General features: G+C 67.7%; 13 protein-coding genes. All 13 read right to left on the bottom strand.

The window, feature by feature from the left end:
* Positions 1-103: 103 nt before the first annotated feature.
* Positions 104-1171, bottom strand: coding sequence for a protein-glutamate methylesterase/protein-glutamine glutaminase (locus IAE60_RS14535; RefSeq protein ID WP_425504431.1), 1068 nt, complete (start codon positions 1169-1171; stop codon positions 104-106).
* A complete protein-coding gene (gene cheD / locus IAE60_RS14530; protein WP_187572795.1) occupies positions 1171-1773 on the bottom strand; it encodes a chemoreceptor glutamine deamidase CheD in 603 nt (200 codons plus the stop codon). The genes IAE60_RS14535 and cheD overlap by 1 nt, the downstream gene beginning before the upstream one ends.
* The gene (locus IAE60_RS14525) at positions 1770-2687 is read right to left on the bottom strand and encodes a CheR family methyltransferase (protein WP_187572794.1); all 918 of its coding nucleotides are present in this window, start codon (positions 2685-2687) and stop codon (positions 1770-1772) included. Before IAE60_RS14525 ends, cheD begins: the two co-directional genes overlap by 4 nt.
* Positions 2688-2788: 101 nt before the next feature.
* The gene (locus IAE60_RS14520) at positions 2789-5023 is read right to left on the bottom strand and encodes a methyl-accepting chemotaxis protein (protein WP_276509853.1); all 2235 of its coding nucleotides are present in this window, start codon (positions 5021-5023) and stop codon (positions 2789-2791) included.
* Positions 5024-5114: 91 nt separating this feature from the next.
* Complete coding sequence (locus IAE60_RS14515; protein ID WP_187572793.1) at positions 5115-5519, bottom strand: hypothetical protein; 405 nt, start codon at positions 5517-5519, stop codon at positions 5115-5117.
* Between the two features lie 146 nt (positions 5520-5665).
* Positions 5666-8278, bottom strand: coding sequence for an EAL domain-containing protein (locus IAE60_RS14510; RefSeq protein ID WP_187572792.1), 2613 nt, complete (start codon positions 8276-8278; stop codon positions 5666-5668).
* Between the two features lie 166 nt (positions 8279-8444).
* A complete protein-coding gene (locus IAE60_RS14505) occupies positions 8445-11072 on the bottom strand; it encodes a methyl-accepting chemotaxis protein (protein WP_187572791.1) in 2628 nt (875 codons plus the stop codon).
* A gap of 209 nt (positions 11073-11281) precedes the next feature.
* The gene (locus tag IAE60_RS14500; protein ID WP_162111477.1) at positions 11282-11770 is read right to left on the bottom strand and encodes a chemotaxis protein CheW; all 489 of its coding nucleotides are present in this window, start codon (positions 11768-11770) and stop codon (positions 11282-11284) included.
* A gap of 94 nt (positions 11771-11864) precedes the next feature.
* Entirely contained in the window at positions 11865-14570 is a 2706-nt protein-coding gene (locus IAE60_RS14495; protein ID WP_187572790.1) for a methyl-accepting chemotaxis protein, read from the bottom strand.
* 171 nt (positions 14571-14741) lie between these two features.
* Positions 14742-15521 (bottom strand): flagellar brake protein, encoded by a 780-nt coding sequence (locus tag IAE60_RS14490; RefSeq protein WP_162110314.1) that lies wholly within the window; start codon positions 15519-15521, stop codon positions 14742-14744.
* A gap of 273 nt (positions 15522-15794) precedes the next feature.
* Positions 15795-17990: a methyl-accepting chemotaxis protein gene (locus IAE60_RS14485; RefSeq protein WP_187572789.1), complete on the bottom strand. Its 2196-nt coding sequence runs from the start codon at positions 17988-17990 to the stop codon at positions 15795-15797.
* Between the two features lie 54 nt (positions 17991-18044).
* The gene (locus tag IAE60_RS14480; RefSeq protein WP_185897008.1) at positions 18045-18467 is read right to left on the bottom strand and encodes a substrate-binding domain-containing protein; all 423 of its coding nucleotides are present in this window, start codon (positions 18465-18467) and stop codon (positions 18045-18047) included.
* 19 nt (positions 18468-18486) lie between these two features.
* Positions 18487-19671 carry a hypothetical protein gene (locus IAE60_RS14475; RefSeq protein ID WP_187572788.1) on the bottom strand — a complete coding sequence of 395 codons (1185 nt, stop codon included), beginning with the start codon at positions 19669-19671 and terminating at the stop codon, positions 18487-18489.
* Positions 19672-19743 lie beyond the last annotated feature (72 nt).

Raw genomic sequence — 19743 nt, 5'->3', positions numbered from 1 at the left:
TCGTCACCGCGTCCTGCTTGTGTCTCGGGCCACGACGGTGGCAGGCGTGCGGTCGCGACTCACGTCGCTCCTACAGCAGGCCCGCAATGGGGATTCCGGAGGCTCAGGCGATCGCCGCCGCCAGGTCCAGCAGCCGCTGGGCGATGCGTTCCAGCGGCACGGTTTCCTTGGCCGCACCCAGCCGCATGGCCGCGCCGGGCATGCCCCAGACCACGCTGGTGGCTTCGTCCTGCACCAGGGTGGGCGCACCGGCCTGGCTCATCTCCAGCAGGCCGCGGGCGCCGTCGTCGCCCATGCCGGTCAGGATGGCGCCGACCGCGTTGCCGCCCGCGCTCTGGGCGACGGACCGGAACAGCACGTCCACGGCCGGCTTGTGGCGGTTCACCGCCGGGCCGTCGTCGATGCGGCAACGCCAGCGGGCGCCGTCGCGGATCACCCGCATGTGCTGGCCGCCGGGCGGGAGATAGGCGTGGCCTGGCAGGATGGCTTCACCATCGGTGGCCTCGCGCACGGCCATGGCCGAATGGCGGTCCAGGCGTTCGGCGAAGGCGCGGCTGAAGCCGGCCGGGATGTGCTGGGTCAGGACGATGGCGGGCGCGTCGGCCGGCATCTGCTCCAGCACCACGCGCAGGGCCTCGGTGCCGCCGGCGGAAGCGCCGATGGCGATCAGGCGGTCGGTGGTGCGGAAGCGCAGTGCGGGCGGTGCGGGCAGTGTCGTGTCCAGTCCGGTGCGTGGCGCGCTGGTGCGGGCCAGCGGGCGCACGCGCGCCTTGGCCGCGGTCTTTACCTTGGCGATGATCTCGTCGGCGTAGGCTTGCAGGCCGCTGGCGACGTCCAGCTTGGGCTTGGAAACGAAATCCACCGCGCCCAGCGCCAGCGCCTGCAGCGTGGTGTCGGCGCCGCGCTCGGTCAGCGAGGAGATCATCACCACCGGCATCGGCCGCAGGCGCATGACGTTTTCCAGGAAGGCCAGCCCGTCCATGCGCGGCATTTCCACGTCCAGCGTCATCACGTCCGGGTTCAGGCGCTTGATCTTGTCGCGCGCCAGCAGCGGGTCGGCGGCGGAACCGACGACCTCGATGCCGGGGTCGCGCGACAGGATTTCGGTCAGGATCTGGCGCACCACCGCCGAGTCGTCGACGATCAGCACGCGGCAAGGGGTCGTACTCATCAGAACAGCTCCACGCCCCCGGTGACCGGGGCCTTGGACAGGCGGGCGCGGGCGGCGGACTCGGCGGCCAGCACTTCGGCATCGTGCGCGTGCGGCAGGCGCTGGACGACGGCGCGCCCCGTCTGCGGGAAATACCAGACCTTGCGCGGATGGATGCCGCGCAGGTCCTCGGCCATCACCGGGATACGCTCGGCATCCAGGTAGCGGCGCACGAATTCGGCATTGCGCGTGCCTACCGGATTGCTGGTGAACCCCTTCAGTACGTTGGCGCCGCCGAACACCTTGGCTTCCAGCCGGTTGCGTGCCGCACCGCGCTTGAGCAGGTCGTTGATCAGCAGTTCCATCGCGTAGCTGCCGTACCGCGCCGGCGCACCGTCGCCCACGTTGCCGTCGGGGAGCAGGAAGTGGTTCATCCCGCCCAGCTTGAGCAGCGGGTCGCGGATGCACGCGGCCACGCAGGAACCCAGCACGGTGACCAGCGCGGTGTCGTTGTCGACCACCAGGTACTGGGTGGGCAGCAGCTTGGCCGCTTCGGTCTTGAAGCGGGCATCGTGGTACCGCATCACGCGGCCATCGGCGAAGGCGGCAGCGACGGCGCTCATGCGGCCGTCCCGGCACGCCGGTACAGCGTGCGCCCGCAGGGCTGGATGATGTCCGCTGCGTGCAGATAGTTCTCCGAATGCCCGGTGTACAGCATGCCGTCGTCGGCCAGGTGCGGGACCAGGCGCGTCAGGATGGCCCGCTGCGTGGGCTTGTCGAAGTAGATCATCACGTTGCGGCAGAACATCGCCACGAACGGGCCGGATACCTCGTAGCGCGGCGCGAGCAGATTCAGCGGCCGGAACTCGATCAGCTGGCGCAATGCCGGATGCACGCGGCACTTGCCCTCGTTGGGGCCGCTGCCGCGCTGGAAATAGCGGCGCTTCACCGCATCGTCCAGGCCGGCGATGCGTTCGATCGGATAGACGCCACGTTCGCCGGTCGCCAGCACCTGCGTGTCCACGTCGGTGGCCAGGATACGTATCGGGGGCGTCAGCGTGCCGTAAGCCTCGCAGGCGGTGATGGCGATCGAATACGGTTCCTCACCGGTGGAGGCGGCACACGACCAGATCTTGAGCGGACCGTCGTTGCGGCGTTTGGCCAGTTCTTCCTGCAGGCGCTCGAAATGGTGCGGCTCGCGGAAGAACGACGTGAGGTTGGTGGTCAACGCATTGGTGAAGGCCTGCCACTCGTCGCCGCCGTCGCGCTCCAACCGGTCCAGGTAGTCCTTGAAGCTGCGCAGCCCGAGCGCGCGCAGGCGCCTGGACAGGCGACCGTAGACCATGTCGCGCTTGCCGTCCGCCAGCGCGATGCCGGCACGCTGGCGGATCAGGTCGGCGACGCGGCGGAAATCGCGATCGTCGAACTCGAAGTCGCGCGCGCCCGATGCGGGAGCGTCGTCACGGCCGGCGGGAGGGGCGGGGGTCCGTCGGATCGTGGCGGCGGCGAGGGCCGGAGAGCGGGTGCTGACGGACATGGATGTCTCGAACGGACGGGGTGCTGGCGGGCTTCCGTCACCGGCGCCCCGTCGACGAGACGGAACACCGGTGACAGGTCAGGCAATGCAAACGGCGTGCCTCAGAACTCCTGCCAGTCGTCGCCTTCGGCCAGCGCGGGCTCCAGGGCGGCCGGGGCGGCGGGGCGTGCCGCCGGCTTCGCCGGAACAGAGGTGGCGGGCGCGGGACGGGCGGGCTGCCTGGCGGCCGCCACGGGCGCGGCGTGCGCATGCAGCTTGAACACCGAGACCGATTCGCTGAGGGCCTGCGCCTGCTCTTCCATCGAACGTGCGGCGGCCGAGGCTTCTTCCACCAGCGCGGCGTTCTGCTGGGTGGTCTCATCCATCTGGGTGATGGTCTGGTTGACCTGTTCGATGCCCGCGCTCTGTTCCTGCGAAGCAGCGGAGATCTCGGACATGATGTCGGTCACGCGCTGCACGCTGGCGACGATTTCGCCCATCGTGGCGCCCGCCTGGTTCACGAGCTTGGAGCCATCGGCGACCTTGTCCACGGACGTTTCGATCAGGCCCTTGATCTCCTTGGCCGCGTTGGCCGAGCGCTGGGCGAGGGTACGCACCTCAGACGCCACCACCGCGAAGCCGCGGCCCTGCTCGCCGGCGCGCGCGGCTTCCACCGCGGCGTTGAGCGCCAGGATGTTGGTCTGGAAGGCGATGCCGTCGATGACCGAGATGATGTCGGCGATCTTCTTCGACGACTGCTCGATGTCGCGCATCGTCGTGACGACCTTGCCGACGACCTCACCGCCCTGCGAAGCGACGCCCGCAGCGCCCTGAGCCAGCTGGTTGGCCTGGCGGGCCGATTCGGCGTTCTGCCGCACGGTGGAGGTCAGTTCCTCCATGGACGCGGCGGTCTCTTCCAGGTTGGCGGCCTGCTGCTCGGTACGGCGCGACAGGTCGCTGTTGCCGGAAGCAATCTCGCCGGCGGCGGTGTTGATGGAGGTGGAGGCATCCTGGATGCGGCCGACGATGTCGGTCAGCTGGGCCACGGTGGCGTTGGCGTCGTCGCGCATGCGGGCGAACACACCGTGGAAGTCGCCTTCCATGCGCGCGGTCAGGTCGCCGCGGGCGATGGCCTGCAGCAGTTCCGAGACTTCTGCCAGATTGCCGTCGGTCGTTTCCATCAACTGGTTCAGACCGTCGATCATGTCGCGGAAATCGTACTGGTACTTGTCCACATCGCCGCGCTGGCTGAAGTCGCCCGACGAGGCCGCCATCGCCAGGCGCTTGATCTCGCCGTTGATGGCCGACAGGTTGGCCTTGGTGGCGTCCATCGTCTCGGTCAGGTTGGCCTTCTCGCCCGGCAGCTTGGGCATGTCCAGGCTCAGGTCGCCAACCGAGTAGCGCTGCATGATCTTCAGTGCATCACCGATGGCCTGCAGGTGCGAGGCGACCAGGGCATTGGTATCGCGCACCATGCGGCCATACTCGCCGGGGAACGCGCTGTCGTCCATGCGGTAGCTGATCTGGCCTTCATCGTGACGCGCGGCCATCTCGCTCTGCGCGGCGATGACTGACTGCACCTGCGTCTGCATGCGCTGCATGGCGGACAGCAGCTGGCCCACTTCGTCCTGGCGGGTGGTGTCGATCTTGCCGTCCAGCTTGCCGGCCGACACGTCGTTGGCCACGCGCACGGCCTCGCCGACGGCGCGGGCGATGGCGCGGGCGAAGAACCACGCCAGCGCCAGGCCGCCGAGGATGCCGATCAGCAGCATGACGATCATCAGGGTGTTGGATGCGGCGAAAGTGCTGTCCGCGTCCTCGCTGGCGACCTTGGCTTCCGCGTTCACCACCGCGATCAACGCGCCCAGGGCGGCGGAGGCCTTGCGGTGCTGGTCGCGGGTGTCGCCGATGAAGGTGTCCACGGCGTCGTCGGCCAGGCCCAGGTCGACCATTTCCTGCACGTCGGCGTAGGACTTCTTGGCCGCCGCCCATTCCTTGACGAACAGGTCGTAGGCCTTCTTCTCCTCGGCGTTGCTGATCAGCGGCGCGTAGTCCTTGATCGCCTTCTCGATCCGCTGCACGGACTTGGCGGCTTCCTCCTTGGCCTCGGCCTTGACGCTGTCGCTGGCGCGCACGTGCTGGCGGTACGAGGTGCTGCGCAGTTCGCTGATCATGCTGCGCAGTTCGCCTGCGGCTTCGACCGAAGGCAGGACGTCGCCGGTGACCGTGGTGGTGGCGCCGTTCAGGGAGTTCAGGCCGGTGAAGGCGGTCACGCCCTGGACCAGCATCAGCGCGAGCACCACGCCGAAGGCCAGCATCATCTTCGTGGTCAGTTTCGAGTTCTTGATCCGCTGCATGGGATTTGTTTCCTTTACCGCGGTGCTCGCTGCACCGCCTTCAGATGCGACCGGGACATGGCAGGGCGGTGCGCCCTGCCGGCGAAGCGGGTCAGCGGATCGTGGCCAGCTTCAGGTTGGAGGGCGAATTGACCACGATCTCGGCGCGCGAGCTGTCGCGCTCGATGGTGCCGATCACGCACACGTCCTTGCCTTCCAGTTCTTCCGGCGCCGGCTTGAACTTGGCGCGGGCGTCGCCCGGGATGCGCGCGGTGAAGGTGTGGCGCGGGAAGCTGCCGCCCATGTACAGGAAGGTCGGCGTGCCTTCGGTGTTCTCCGCGTAGCGCGCTTTGCCGACCTTGCCGCACACGGTGCCGGCCTTGCCGGTGAAGCGGGTGGCCATGTCCGCCGGGATGGCGTTGTCGACCTGCGACTGGCTGTTGGCCGGCGAGGCGGGCATCAGCAGGGCGGCGCCGACGACGGCGATGGACAGGGTCAGGGCGGATGCGATTTTCATTCCAGTGGCTCCGGGTTTGCAGGGAGGGGTAAAGGCTCACTGCCTGAAATCGGCTTCACCTAACAAAACTTGAGGTGATGTCGCCCACCTGTCGCGTGCATGCATCCGAATGGGCGGTCGGTCACACTTTGCCCCCACGCGCCGTTTCAGGCCGCGTGCACAGGCGCGGGGCCGGCCTCGACCGCGGCGGTATAGCGGTGCTCGGTCAGCCAGCGCTCGAGCGGGGCAGGCAGCAGCGGCGGCGAGAACAGGTAGCCCTGTAGCACGGGGAAGCGCTGTTCGGTCAGGAATCGGTGCTGCGACTCGGTTTCCACGCCTTCGGCGACGACTTTCATGCCCAGGCTCTCGCCGATGCGCAGTACCGAGGAGGTCAGCGTGCGCGCGATGGCGCTGGTGTCGATGTCGCGCACGAAGCTCTGGTCCAGCTTAAGCTCGCTGATCGGAAGCCGATGCAGGTGGCTGAGGCTGGAGTAGCCGGTGCCGAAGTCGTCCAGCGACAGGCGCACGCCCAGCACGTAGATGGCTTCGATGTTCTCCAGCACGTCCGGGTCCGGGTCCAGCATCACGCTTTCGGTGATTTCCAGGGTCAGGTCGTCCGGCGACAGGCCGTGTTCGTCCAGCAGGCCGGCGATCTGCAGCGACAGTGCGGGTTCGCGGAAATTGATCGCGGAGATGTTCACCGACACGCGCGGGATGTCGATGCCGCGGCGGCGCCAATCGGCCATCTGCTTGCAGGCCTGGCGCAGCACCCAGAGACTGAGTTCGGCGATCAGGCCGCATTCCTCGGCCACCGGAACGAAGCGCGAGGGCGGGATCACCCCCAGGTCGGCGTGGTGCCAGCGCAACAGCGCTTCCACCCCGTACAGCTGCCGCTCGTCCCCGCCCCCGACCTGCGGCTGGTATTGCAGCTGCAGCTGATCCAGGCGCAGGGCGTCGCGCAGGGCGGTTTCCAGCGAGACGCGTTCCTGCGCCAGGCGGTTCATGTCCACGCTGAAGAAGCGGAAGCCGCCGCCGCCGTCGCTCTTGGCACGGTACATCGCCATGTCCGCGTGGCGGACCAGCAGGTCGATGTCGCGACCATCGTCGGGGAACATCGCCACACCGATGCTGGCGCTGGGGTGCAGGGTCATCAGGCCGGCGGCGGTGGGCGTGGCGATCGCGCCCAGCAGGCGCTCGGCCACGCTGCCCGCCTGCTCGGCGCTGCACATCGGCAGCACCGCCACGAATTCGTCGCCGGCCTGGCGGCCGACGATGTTGATGCCGCCCAGTTCCTCGCTCAGGCGTGCGGCGACGTCGCGCAGCAGGCCATCGCCCGCCGCATGGCCCTGTGCATCGTTCACCCGCTTGAAGCGGTCCAGGTCGATGAACAGCACGGCGGCCGTGCCGTTCGCCTGCGCGACGTTGGCCAGTGCCTGCTCGGCCTTGGCGCTGAACATGATGCGGTTGGGCAGCCCGGTCAGCGTGTCGTAGAAGGCCAGCTGGTGGACGCGTTCGTTGGTCTGTTCGCGCTCCAGCGTCAGCGAGCACAGATGCAGGCAGGTGTCGGCAAGCCGCTCGTGCAGTTCGTCGGGGCCGCGGTTCTCGCGGTAGTAGAACGACAGGGTACCGAGCACGCGCCCGCTGCTGGACTTGATGGGATGCGTCCAGCAGGCGCGCAGGCCCAGCGGGGAGGTGAGGTGGCGTGTGTTCGCGCACAGCGGGTCGCTGGCGATGTCTTTGACCAGCAACGCCCGGCCGCGCCAGGCGGCGGCGCCGCAGACGCCCGACCGTGGGCCGATGGCCATGCCGTCGATCTTGCGCGCCCAGGCTTCGGGCAGGCTGGGCGAGGCGAGCGTGCGCATCAACCCCTCGCTGTCCACGGTGATGATGGAGACGGTCAGCTCAGGCGCGATGTGCTCCACCTCGCGGCAGATCAGTGTCATCACGTCGGTCACGGCCCACTCGTGCACTAGCGCGTCCAGCACCTTGTTGTGCAGCACCTGGTGCATCTTGGTGCGGGTGATGTCGCTCAGCACGCTGACCAGGCCCAGCAACGCGCCGTCCTCGTCGTGCACGGGGTTGATCGCGGCGGACAGCCAGAGCGGCCGGCCGGACTTGGTGTACAGCAGCACTTCGGTCTGCAGGCCTTCACCGGCGGAGATCGCGCGGTTGATCCTTGCGTCCAGCGACGGGTCGGTGTGCGGGCCGGACAGCAGTTGCGCGGGTCGGATGCCGCGCAGTTCCTCCAGCCGGTAGCCCAGCATGCGGGTGAAGCCGCTGTTGACGTAGACGACTTCGCGGTCGGCCGAACTGATGAAGATCGCGTTGTCGCTGCTGTCCACCACGATGGACAGCTGGCGCAGGCGCGCCAGCTGGCGCTGCTGTTCGCTGGTGTCGCGGACGAAGGCCGTGTGGAAGGCGTGCGTGCCCACTTCCATCCTGGACATCGATACCGAGCAGGCGATCTCGCTGCCCTCCGGGCGTCGCAAGGTCGCGTCGCGGTGACTTCCGGTCAGCGCCGCCAGGGTCGCTTCGGGCGAGGCGGCGGTCTGGGGGGCGGCCAGCAGGCGCGTGAACGGCAGGCCGTGCACGTCCTCCCGGCGACATCCCCACAGCGCTTCCGCGGCCGGATTGAACAGCACCACGCGATGGCGGGCATCGACGACGAAGGCGGCATCGACGGACTGCTCCAGCACCTGCCAGAGACTGTCCTGCGAGGACGCCGTCGTCGCCCGTGCGTCGCGTCCGGGCGCCAGCGAGGTCAGCGTGCGTCCGAGCATGCAGTGTCCTTGCGGTGCGGGGGCGTCCGACAGAAGGCGTCGTCGTGGGTGGGGAGTGCGACGGTCATCGGATGCCAGGGGTGATGGGGCTTCTGGTCACATATCGACCAGGATCCGGATTACTTGAACACGGTCACGGGAGGGGCGCATCGGCGCGTCCGCCGCCTCAGAACTCCTGCCAGTCGCCGTCGGCGAGGACTGCTTCCGGAACCGTGCGCAGCGGGCGGTTGGCCGTCCGGGATCGGGCACGACTGGCAGACCCCGAGTCCGAGTCTGGCTGCGCGGCTCCTCTCAACGCGCGAATCGCAGCCACGGTCTGCTGTGTCAGCACGGTAAAGTCGCTTTCCAGCACGCGTTCCGCCCGAGGGCTGCCTTGCTTATGAAGGCGCAAGACGTCAGCGGCGCAGCGGTGGAAGCGGGCATGCAGATCCTTCAGCCGAACGTATTCCGGCAAGTGGCCGATCTTGGACTGCGCACTTTGCAGCCATCGACCTAGCTGGCACAGGGCATCGTGGCCCACTTCGGTCGCATGTAGACCTTCCCCCTTGCCGCCCAGTTGCTGCTTGAGTCGCAGTTTCCATTTCAGATGCGACGCGATCATGTCGTCGAAGGACGCGATGGCCGGCGGGACATCGTTCGCCCCTGGTTCCGCCTTCGCATGACGCACGGGACGGAACGCGCCCGTGGCCTGGGTACGGAACACCGAGACCGATTCGCTTAGCGCCTGGGCCTGCTCTTCCATGCTGCGCGCGGCGGCCGAGGCTTCCTCCACCAGGGCGGCGTTCTGCTGGGTGGCCTCGTCCATCTGCACGATGGTCTGGTTGACCTGTTCGATGCCCGCGCTCTGTTCCTGCGAAGCAGCGGAAATCTCGGCCATGATGTCGGTCACGCGCTGCACACTGGCCACGATCTCGCCCATGGTGGCGCCGGCCTGGTGCACCAGGGCGGAACCATCGGCGACCTTGCCCACCGAGGTCTCGATCAGGTCCTTGATCTCCTTGGCCGCGTTGGCCGAACGCTGGGCGAGGGTGCGCACTTCACTCGCCACCACCGCGAAGCCGCGACCCTGTTCGCCAGCGCGGGCGGCTTCTACCGCGGCGTTGAGCGCCAGGATGTTGGTCTGGAAGGCGATGCCGTCGATGACGGAGATGATCTCGGCGATCTTCTTGGACGACTGTTCGATGTCGGACATGGTGGTGACGACCTTGCCGACGACCTCACCGCCCTGCGAAGCGACGCCCGCCGCACCGATGGCCAGCTGGTTGGCCTGGCGCGCGCTTTCCGCGTTCTGGCGCACGGTGGAGGTCAGTTCCTCCATGGAGGCGGCGGTTTCTTCCAGGTTGGCGGCCTGCTGCTCGGTACGGCGCGACAGGTCGCTGTTGCCGGAAGCGATCTCACCGGCGGCGGTGTTGATGGAGGTAGAGGCGTCCTGGATGCGGCCGACGATGTCGGTCAGCTGGGCCACCGTCGCATTGGCGTCGTCGCGCATGGTGGCGAACACCCCGTGGAAGTCGCCTTCCATCCGCGCTGTCAGGTCGCCATCGGCGATGGCGCGCAGCAGGGCGGACAGTTCGGCCAGGTTGCGGTCGCTGGTGGCCATCATCGCGTTGAGTCCCTGCACCATGTGCAGGAAATCGTGGCGGAAGCCGGCCTCGTCGCCGCGTGCGGTGAAGTCGCCGGCAGCAGCGGCGGCGGCTAGGCGCTTGATCTCGCCGTTGATCGCCAGCAGGCTCGTCTTGGCCGCGTCCATCGCTTCATGCAGGAAGGCGCGCGTGCCGGGCAGGCGGCGTGCGTCCTGGCTCAGGTCGCCGCTGGCGTAGCGTTCCAGGATACCGACCGCATCGCGGAAGGCATCCAGGTGTTCGAACATCATGGTATTGATGCCGCCGGCCAGTTCGCCGTACACGCCGGGGAAGTCCTCCGGCATGCGGTGGCTGATGTCCTCGGCGGCATGCAGGCGGATCATGTCGCGCGTCTCGTGCGAGAAGCGCTCCAGCATGTGCACCATCTCGTCGGTGGCCTTCAGCATCTGGCCGACCTCGTCCCGGCCATGGTGGGCGGTGCGCACGCTCAGATCGCCGCGCGAAACCCCCTTGATGGCAGCCAGCGCGCGCGAGACCGGTTCCAGCACCGACTGGCCGATCACCCAGCCGATCGCCATGCTCACCAGCACCAGCAGGCCGCCGGCCACGGTCATGATGAAGGTGAACTGCAGTGCCTGGGCCTGGGTATCGTCGACGTAGACACCGGTGCCGATCACCCAGCCCCACGGCTGGTACAGCACCGCATATGAGGTCTTCGGCACTGGATCTTCCTCGCCGGCCTTGGCCCAGCTGTAATCGACATGGCCGCCGCCGGCCTGCGCCACGCGGACGAATTCAGGGAAGATGCGCTTGCCGTCCGGGCTGAGCACATCGTCCAGCGGCTTGCCGATCAGGTCGGGGCGGGTGGGGTGCATCAGCATGGTCGGGACTTCGTCGGTCACGAAGAAGTAGTCCACGCCCTTGTTGGCCTGCATCGTGGAAAGCGTGGCCAGCGCGCGCGCCTTGGCCTCGTCTTCGTCCAGCGCGCCGCGCTTCGCCTGCTCGGCGTAACCCTCGATCACGCCCAGGGCCATCTCGGTCTGCGCTTTCAGTCCTTCCTGGCGCGTGCCGGTCAGGTCCAGGTACTGCATGCGTGCGGCGATGACGGCCAGCGCGATGGTGCCCAGGGCGACCAGGGCCGTCTGGATCAGGAACTTGCGCTTGAGGGGAAGATGGGAAAGGGACTGGGCGAGGCGGGCATTGAGGTTCATGCGGAGATCTCTGGCGACAGGCGCGGTACGTGGGCGTTCGGGAGGCGGCAGCCGATGGCCCTCCCGATCGATATCGGCCTGTGTAGCCGAAATTTCAGTGCGTCTCGCATTCACGCGACCAAAGGCGTAGGCACGCGTCGCCGGGGCCGAAACGACAAGACCGCCGGCCTTGCGGCCGACGGTCTCTGGATGCCGTTCGCGGGGGTACGTCAGGCCGCGACCTGCTCCGGCAGCGGCTGGCCGAAGTCGGCGCTGTCGATCAGCGTCTCGATGTCCAGCAGGATCAGCATGCGGTCGTCCACGGTGCCGATGCCCGAGATGAAGCGGGTATCGACGCTGGCGCCGAATTCGGGCGTGGGCCGGATCTGTTCGGCATTGAGCGCGATCACGTCGGACACGCTGTCCACCACGATGCCGACCACGCGGTCCTCCACATTCAGCACGATCATCACGGTGAAGGCGTCGTAGCGGGCCTCCTTCAGGCGCAGCTTCAGGCGCAGATCGATGACCGGCACGATGGTGCCGCGCAGGTTGATCACGCCCTTGATGTAGTCGGGGGCGTCGGGCAGGCGGGTGACCGAGTCGTAGCCGCGGATTTCCTGGACTTTGAGGATATCCACGCCGTAATGCTCTTCTCCCAGGGTGAAGCTGAGGAACTCGTCCGCACTCGCTGCGGCCTGGGTCTTGTTGTCGCTCATTGATCGGGCTCCTGTGGCAGCCGGAAAGGGGCAGGGGTTCCCGGGGCGGAACCGGTCAAGGCCTAGATCGGCCCCGGGCAGGGTTTCTTTAGGGTCAGTAGGGACGGGGTTCGGACACGGCGCGGGGCGAGGCCGCCGACGCGATGCGGGTCACGCGCTCCTGGACCAGCCGGGCCACGTGTCCATGCTCGCCCAGCCTGAAGGTGGCGACGGCCTCGCTCAGGGCCTGGGCCTGCTCCTCCATGCTGCGCGCGGCGGCCGATGCTTCCTCCACCAGCGCGGCGTTCTGCTGGGTGGTCTCGTCCATCTGCACGATGGTCTGGTTGACCTGTTCGATGCCGGCCGACTGCTCCTGCGAGGCGGCACTGATCTCGGCCATGATGTCGGTCACGCGCTGCACGCTGGCGACGATCTCGCCCATCGTGGCGCCGGCCTGGTGCACCAGCGCCGAACCGTCGGCCACCTTGCTCACCGAGTTTTCGATCAGGTCCTTGATCTCCTTGGCCGCGTTGGCCGAACGCTGGGCGAGGGTGCGCACTTCGCTCGCGACCACCGCGAAGCCGCGGCCCTGTTCGCCAGCGCGGGCGGCTTCCACCGCGGCGTTGAGCGCCAGGATGTTGGTCTGGAAGGCGATGCCGTCGATGACGGAGATGATCTCGGCGATCTTCTTGGACGACTGTTCGATGTCGGTCATGGTGGTGACGACCTTGCCGACGACCTCGCCACCCTGCGAGGCAACACCCGCGGCACCGATGGCCAGCTGGTTGGCCTGACGGGCACTTTCCGCGTTCTGGCGCACGGTGGAGGTCAGTTCCTCCATGGAGGCGGCGGTTTCTTCCAGGTTGGCGGCCTGCTGCTCGGTACGGCGCGACAGGTCGCTGTTGCCGGACGCGATCTCGCCGGCGGCGGTGTTGATGGAGGTGGAGGCATCCTGGATGCGGCCGACGATGTCGGTCAGCTGGGCCACCGTCGCATTGGCATCGTCGCGCATGCGGGCGAACACGCCGTGGAAGTCGCCTTCCATGCGGGTGGTCAGGTCACCGCGGGACAGGGACTGCAGTACGCCCGACACGGCGTCCACGCTCCCCGCGATCGTCGCCAGCAGGCCGTTCAGCTGCTGCGACAGCGCCAGCAGGAAGCCCTGCTTGCCGGTTTCGGCGATGCGTCCGCTCAGGTCGCCCTGTACCGCGGCCTGGACGATGCGGGTGACTTCCTGCTCGACCATCACCTCGGCGGTTCGGTCGGCCCACTCCACCACATAGCCGATGCGCTGTCCGTCGCTGTCCGTCACCGGATTGATGATCAGCTGCATGACGCGGCCGCCGACATGGATCTGGGCGCGGTGCGTGCCCTGCAACTGCGACAGGATGCGCGACTGGTGCTCGGGCTTCTTGTGGAAGACGTCGATGCTGCTGCCCACCATGGTGCGCACGTCGAAGGCCGGCAGGTCGCGCCGCAGGTCCTGTTCGGCGTCGGCCAGCATCCTCATCAGGGGCTGGTTGGCGTAGACGATGGTGCGGTCGGCGTCGGCGATCATGACGTTGGTGGTCACCTCCTCCAGCGCGGTGCGGATGCGCAGGCTTTCGCGCGCGATGGCCTGATCACGCTCGATGCGCTCGCGCAGGTGGCCCTGCATGCTGCGCAGCGCCTTCATCAGCGTGCCGACCTCGTCGTCGCGGCCCACGCCGATCTCGCTGTCCAGCTTGCCGCCGGCGATGTCGTCGGCCACGCGTGCAGCGCCTGCCAGCGGAACACTGACCTGGCGACGCAGCAGCCAGAACACCGCACCGCACAGCAGGGCCGCGCCCAGTGCGCCCACGGCGACCACCGTCCACAGCACCGCACGGGCTTCGCGCATCAGGACCGCGCGCGGCACCACCACGCCCAGCGCGAAACGCTCCGCCGCCGTGCCGATCTGCAGCGGCACGTAGGCTTCGACCATCGCTTCGCCGGAGGCGTCCTCCACCTCGCGGAACACGGGCTTGTCCGCGGCGATCTGCTTCAGCAGGCCGGCTGCGTCGAGATCGGCGAACGGCTTGCCGAGCAGGGTCGCGTCGTGGTCGCCGATCACCACGCCGGCGGGGGTCAGCAGGCGGACGAAGCCGGCCTCCATCGGGGTGAGCTTGGCGATGCGTTCCTGCAGCGATTGCAGGGCGAAGTCCACGGTCATCACGCCGACGTATTCGTCACCGTCCAGGATGGGCGTGGACAGCGTCGTCATCAGCACGTCCTTGCCGGCGATCTTGTAGACGTAGGGCTCGGCGACGACCGCGCGCTTCAGCTCGCGTGGGCGCAGGTACCAATCGCCCGCACCGGGCACCTCGTAATCGCGCAGGGCCTCCAGCAGCGGCGCGCCGTCGCTCCAGGCCCAGTAGCTCATGAAGCGGCCGGTGTCGTCGTGGCCCTCGGCCGCCACATGCGCCGCGTCCTGGCCGTCGAAGGCGTCGGGTTCCCACAGCGTGCCCACGCCGACCCATTCGGGGTGCGCCTCCAGCTGGCGCCTGATGACGGCGCTGGCGGCCGCGCGGCTGACGCCGTCGCCGGCGCGCTGGGCGAGCAGCGCATGCGCCAGGGCCTCGTTACCGTCGAAGGCGCGCCCGAGTTCGCCCGAAATGCGCTGCGCCTCCAGGCTGGCCAGCCCTTCCATCGTCGCGCGCGCGCCCGTCAACAGGGCCTGGCTGCTGCGCAGGTAGCTGGCCGCGGCGGCAACGCCGAACGCCAGCAGCGCGACGAGCGCGACGCCGTACATCACCCGTGTGGCGATGCTGCGGGAAGAGGAGTGGGAAAGAGCGGATGACATGGCGGCCTCGTGCAGGTTGAGCGATACGGCGATAGCGCCTGCAGGAAGGGAGGCCGCTGGCGGCGGTCACGCCCGTGTTGCAGGAGTCATGCGGGATATCGGCGGGCGTGCGGCGAGGTTGAGTGCGGAAACGTGTGACATGAAGGGCTGCGACACGAAAACCGACGTGCATCACGCGGCGCCGCGCTCGCGGGCGCTGCGCTGGCGTTCCAGTCGGAAGATATAGCGCTGGATCAGCGCGTCGGCGCCGCGAGGCAAGTCGGTGAACTGGCAGCCGGCGCGCCAGCTTTCCGTTCCGTTCTGGTTGAGCTGGCTGTGCAGGCTCTTCACCATCAGGCGCAGGCTCAGGGGGCCGCCGTCGGGCAGGTAAAGCAGGCAGTCCGGAAACTCGCGGTAAGGCCGCAGCGTGGGATTCTCCGCCTGTACCGCCAGGGCGATACCGCCGCCGCTGATGTCGAGCACGCGGTAGCGCTCGTAGGTGGTCTCGCCATCGGGATGGTGCTGGGGGATGGCGCATTCCAGCGGTTGAGTGACCGGCACCTGCAACCGGTAGTACTCGCGTCGCTGCAGGCGTAGCAGGGTCTCCGGCAGGTCGGCGCGGAAGGCGACCTGTCCTTCGTGGTGCAGGCGTACCAACCCTTGCAGGCGGAACTGCACGTGGATGCGGTCCAGCCGGGACACGCAGGTGACGTGGGTCGCGTCCTCGATGCTGCGGTTGATGGTCTCGCTGGCGCTGCCGTCGATCAGGACCGCGTCGTCATCGTCCAGGACTTCGACGATGGAGGTCGGAAAGGTGTGGTTGCGCGGCATGGCGCAGCCGCTCACCAGGGCGCGCCGCTCGATGAGGGCCTGGAGGATGCGCCGGATCTCGTGTCCGTTGCGCACCAGGTACTTCTCCTCATCCTCGTACCGGATCGGCTCGGCCAGGGGGGAGTCGGTGGGCTCGGTCATACGGTCGGCGTGGGGCAGCAGGCCCGGCGGAAGGCGTCACAGACCGTATCGGCGTGCGTCGCATGATCTTTAGCGACGTTGGCGCGGTTGCAGAGTGCCTGGGTTTCGTCCGGCACGCGTGATCGACAGAGGACGGTCTTCGATCACGATCCGACGCGTGGGGCGCAGGCAGGCCCGGCAGAGGCGCATTGCGCGCCTATTGGCCTGGTGCCTGCATGCGCACGGCCCGGATCGACCGGGCCGTACGCGGACTGCATGTCCCCACCGCAGGGTTCAGAACTCCTGCCAGTCGCCCTCGGCGAGGGCCGGTTCCGGCTTGCGGACCCCGGCCTTGGGCGTGGATACGGTGCGCGTGGAGGTGGCGACGCCAGCGGGCTTGCGGACCGGCGCGCCGGCCGTGCCGTGGAGCTTGAACACGGCGACGGACTCGGCCAGCGCATGTGCCTGTTCCTCCATGCTGCGCGCGGCGGCGGTGGCTTCCTCCACCAGTGCGGCGTTCTGCTGGGTGGTCTCGTCCATCTGCACGATGGTCTGGTTCACCTGTTCGATGCCCGCGCTCTGTTCCTGCGAAGCAGCGGAGATCTCGGCCATGATGTCGGTCACGCGCTGCACGCTGGCCACGATCTCGCCCATGGTGGCGCCGGCCTGGTGCACCAGGGCGGAGCCATCGGCCACCTTGCTCACCGAGTTTTCGATCAGGCCCTTGATCTCCTTGGCCGCGTTGGCCGAACGCTGGGCGAGGGTGCGCACTTCGCTCGCGACCACCGCGAAGCCGCGGCCCTGTTCGCCGGCGCGCGCGGCTTCCACCGCGGCGTTGAGCGCCAGGATGTTGGTCTGGAAGGCGATGCCGTCGATGACCGAGATGATGTCGGCGATCTTCTTGGACGACTGCTCGATGTCGCGCATCGTCGTGACGACCTTGCCGACGACTTCACCGCCCTGCGAAGCGACGCCGGCGGCGCCCTGCGCCAGCTGGTTGGCCTGGCGCGCGCTTTCCGCGTTCTGCCGCACGGTGGAGGTCAGTTCCTCCATGGAGGCGGCGGTTTCTTCCAGGTTGGCGGCCTGCTGCTCGGTACGGCGCGACAGGTCGCTGTTGCCGGAAGCAATCTCGCCAGCAGCGGTGTTGATGGAGGTGGAAGCGTCCTGGATGCGGCCGACGATGTCGGTCAGCTGGGCCACCGTCGCATTGGCATCGTCACGCATGCTGGCGAACACGCCGTGGAAGTCGCCTTCCATGCGGGCGGTCAGGTCGCCGCGGGCGATGGCCTGCAGCAGTTCCGACACCTCGGCCAGGTTCCCGTCGGTCGTCTCCATCAGCTGGTTCAGACCGTCGATCATGTCGCGGAAATCGTACTGGTAATTGTCCACATCGCCGCGCTGGCTGAAGTCGCCCGACGAGGCCGCCATCGCCAGGCGCTTGATCTCGCCGTTGATGGCCGACAGGTTGGCCTTGGTCGCGTCCATGGCCTGGGTGAGCACCGCCATCTCGCCGGGAAGGCGATCCATGTCGACCGACAGGTCGCCGGCGGCGTAGCGCTGCATCACGTCCACCAGACGCATCTTGACGGCGATATGCGCGGCGACCAGCGCATTCGTCTCGCGCACCATCACGCCGTAATCGCCGGGAAAGGACGCTTCGTCCATCCGGTAGCTGATCATGCCCGCTTCATGCTGGCCCGCCATTTCCCGTTGGGCGGAGATGACGGCCTGGAGTTGCCGCTGCATGTCCCGCATCGCGAGCAGCAGCTTTCCGCCCTCATCCTCCCGCTCGACGTGGATGTCCATGTCCAGATCGCCCGCAGCCACTCCGCGTGCCACATCGATGGCGTGCTTCAGGGGGCGGCTGATGGCGCGTGCCATCAACAGGCCGAAACCGACACATGCCAGGATCGCCGCCAGGCCAAGGATCATGCCGGTGAGCATGGCGCGATCGGAGTTGTCCATGGCGGTCTGTACGGTCCGCCTGAAGCGCTGGTCGACCTGCTTCTGGGTCGAGGTCAGGTGCGTGCGGTAGGTCTCCAGAGCTTCCGCCATGCGGGTGACCTTGTCGGGATCGACGTCGGGATTCTGCTTGACGAAGTCTTCCGCAACCGAATACGCGATCGTGTAGTACGCATCGAATTCCTTGCGCAGATCGCCCAGGGCGGCTGCCTGCTCGGGATCTAGCTTCTGCAGCCTGGCATAAGTGGCGGTGATGCGTTCGGCCTCGGCACGGGTCGCCTGCAGCATGTCGGCGTCGCCGGCCGCCGCCGCACCGTTCAGGCCGTTGATCACGTCATCCAGCGCGGCGACGTTGCGCGTCATCGCGTCCAGCACCGGAAAATGGACGTCGCGTACCGCCTGAAGGCGCTGGTTGTTTTGCTTGAAGACGGAGGTGCTGAAAGCCAGGTAGGCCAGCAGGCAGAGAATCGAAAGGCCTGCAGGGGCCAGCAGCTTCCAGAAGAGGGGCAGGGCAAGAAGGCGTTTCATGTCAGTGCTCGGTTGGCGCCGGCGATGCCGCGGCAAGCGGCATCGCCATGCGGGCTAGGGCTTGAGGACCACTTTGACGCTGGCATCGACCGCAGCAGCGTCGATGTAGCCGATGGCGCCGGGGGTAGCGGCGACCGCCTTCTTCACCGCATCGTCGCCCGCCACTTTCTTCGGCTTCTGGGCTTTCCCGGTGAACATCAGCTGGGACCAGTACGCTTTCATCTGTGCGGCATCCTTTCCGGTGACCTGGCGGTAGAAGGCGTTGCGCACGGCGGAACCTTCGTCCTGGTCGATCGGTACCGCGGTGCCGCCTCCCGGCAGGGCCAGCGACTTGGCAAGGAAGATCTGCGAGACCTGGGCCTGGGTCAGGGCACCGACATCGCTCTTGGCCGACACGACCACCACCACCCCCGCATGAGCCAGGGCACAGACGGACATCAGGGCAGTGGCGAGGAGCGCGTTCTTGATAGGAGACATGTACATGGTCGGGCTCCGGTCAGAACACGAAATCGACGGATGCCGAAATCAGGTTGTAGCCGCGGCCCGGCTCGAAGCCCGGCTGCACGTTGCCCAACCCACCGAAGGAACCGGCGTGATTCTCGATACGACTGCCCTGCAACTTGAGCGCCACGTTGTCGTGCACGTCCCAGCGTACGCCGACCGTGTAGCTGTGGCGGCTGTTGTTGTTCGAAAGCACGGCCATGTTGAGCAGCCCGATGGGGTCGAGGGCGCCCGGCGGCTCGAGTCCGCTGGTCTCCACGTGCGCGAACGTCACCCAAGGGGTCCAGGCACCCTTGCGGATGCCGCCACTGACATAGCCCGACGTGGTCTTGCCGCTCAGGGACGGGGTGTAGTCCGCCTGGATCGCCTCGGCCCGCACGAACCAGGCGCCGGGGTCATAGCTGTAGCCCATGCCGCTGAAGCTCCCGTCGGTGCCACGCGGGTCGAGGCGATCGGCAGCGGCGACCAGCTGCGGGATCGGCAACGAGCCGTAGGTATCGAAGAGCTGGTTGATGGAGGGCGTCACGTAGGAGACGCGGCCACGGATGTGGCTGGCCCGGAACGTGGAGGCGCCGCGGTCCACCTGGACGCCGATCCCGCGCATGGCGGTGACTTCAGCCTTTTCCGAATCGATCCTTCCGTAGAACGCCTGCACGCCCACGACGGTGTCGCCTGCGATCAGCGTGTATTGGCCCTCGATGCCGTCCATGGGCAGCAGGTAGTTGTAGACCTCATGGGGCGGCCGCACCCACGGCACGGCATAGCCCACGCGCTGGTACTCCGACAGCATGTAGAGCGGTGCGGTGATGCGGCCGAGGCGCGCACTGAAAGACGGGGAGAAGCGGTACTTCACGTGGGCCAGCGAGATCTCGGGGCGATACGAGGCGGTGACGGCATACTCGCTGACGGCTTGCAGGACGCCGGTGAAATCGTCGGTGAAGGTCGCATCGACCTGCAGGGCGACGCGGGAATCCAGGCGCGCCGACGTGCTGTTGCTCGCTCCCACGCCTTCTTCGGACTGGAAATCCGGCGTGACGTCGGCCTGGTCTTCGGTGGAATGGGCTACGCCCAGGGTGCCGAAGCCACTCAGCTTGAACATCTGCTCGCGTTCCTGTGCGACCGCATTCTGCGTGCACCCGAGCACGATCGCGGTTGCGATCAGGCGGTGTCTGGTTTTCATGGGGTTTCTCTTGATCATGGTGTGGAATGATGCTGGCCGCGTCTGGGCATGACGGGTCGGATGTGAGGAGGC

Source organism: Pseudoxanthomonas mexicana (assembly GCF_014397415.1).
Taxonomy (GTDB): Bacteria; Pseudomonadota; Gammaproteobacteria; order Xanthomonadales; family Xanthomonadaceae; genus Pseudoxanthomonas_A; species Pseudoxanthomonas_A mexicana.
The sequence above is the reverse complement of the archived record's forward strand: the minus strand, read 5'-3'. Positions and strand labels throughout refer to the sequence as shown.

Excerpts from the sequence above, each read along its gene's own strand:
- IAE60_RS14505 (WP_187572791.1), bottom strand. The coding sequence starts at position 11,072 with ATGAACCTCAATGCCCGCCTCGCCCAGTCCCTTTCCCATCTTCCCCTC.
- cheD (WP_187572795.1), bottom strand. The coding sequence starts at position 1,773 with ATGAGCGCCGTCGCTGCCGCCTTCGCCGATGGCCGCGTGATGCGGTAC.
- IAE60_RS14475 (WP_187572788.1), bottom strand. The coding sequence starts at position 19,671 with ATGAAAACCAGACACCGCCTGATCGCAACCGCGATCGTGCTCGGGTGC.
- IAE60_RS14520 (WP_276509853.1), bottom strand. The coding sequence starts at position 5,023 with ATGCAGCGGATCAAGAACTCGAAACTGACCACGAAGATGATGCTGGCC.
- IAE60_RS14485 (WP_187572789.1), bottom strand. The coding sequence starts at position 17,990 with ATGAAACGCCTTCTTGCCCTGCCCCTCTTCTGGAAGCTGCTGGCCCCT.
- IAE60_RS14510 (WP_187572792.1), bottom strand. The coding sequence starts at position 8,278 with ATGCTCGGACGCACGCTGACCTCGCTGGCGCCCGGACGCGACGCACGG.
- IAE60_RS14495 (WP_187572790.1), bottom strand. The coding sequence starts at position 14,570 with ATGTCATCCGCTCTTTCCCACTCCTCTTCCCGCAGCATCGCCACACGG.
- IAE60_RS14525 (WP_187572794.1), bottom strand. The coding sequence starts at position 2,687 with ATGTCCGTCAGCACCCGCTCTCCGGCCCTCGCCGCCGCCACGATCCGA.
- IAE60_RS14480 (WP_185897008.1), bottom strand. The coding sequence starts at position 18,467 with ATGTCTCCTATCAAGAACGCGCTCCTCGCCACTGCCCTGATGTCCGTC.
- IAE60_RS14500 (WP_162111477.1), bottom strand. The coding sequence starts at position 11,770 with ATGAGCGACAACAAGACCCAGGCCGCAGCGAGTGCGGACGAGTTCCTC.
- IAE60_RS14535 (WP_425504431.1), bottom strand. The coding sequence starts at position 1,171 with ATGAGTACGACCCCTTGCCGCGTGCTGATCGTCGACGACTCGGCGGTG.
- IAE60_RS14515 (WP_187572793.1), bottom strand. The coding sequence starts at position 5,519 with ATGAAAATCGCATCCGCCCTGACCCTGTCCATCGCCGTCGTCGGCGCC.
- IAE60_RS14490 (WP_162110314.1), bottom strand. The coding sequence starts at position 15,521 with ATGACCGAGCCCACCGACTCCCCCCTGGCCGAGCCGATCCGGTACGAG.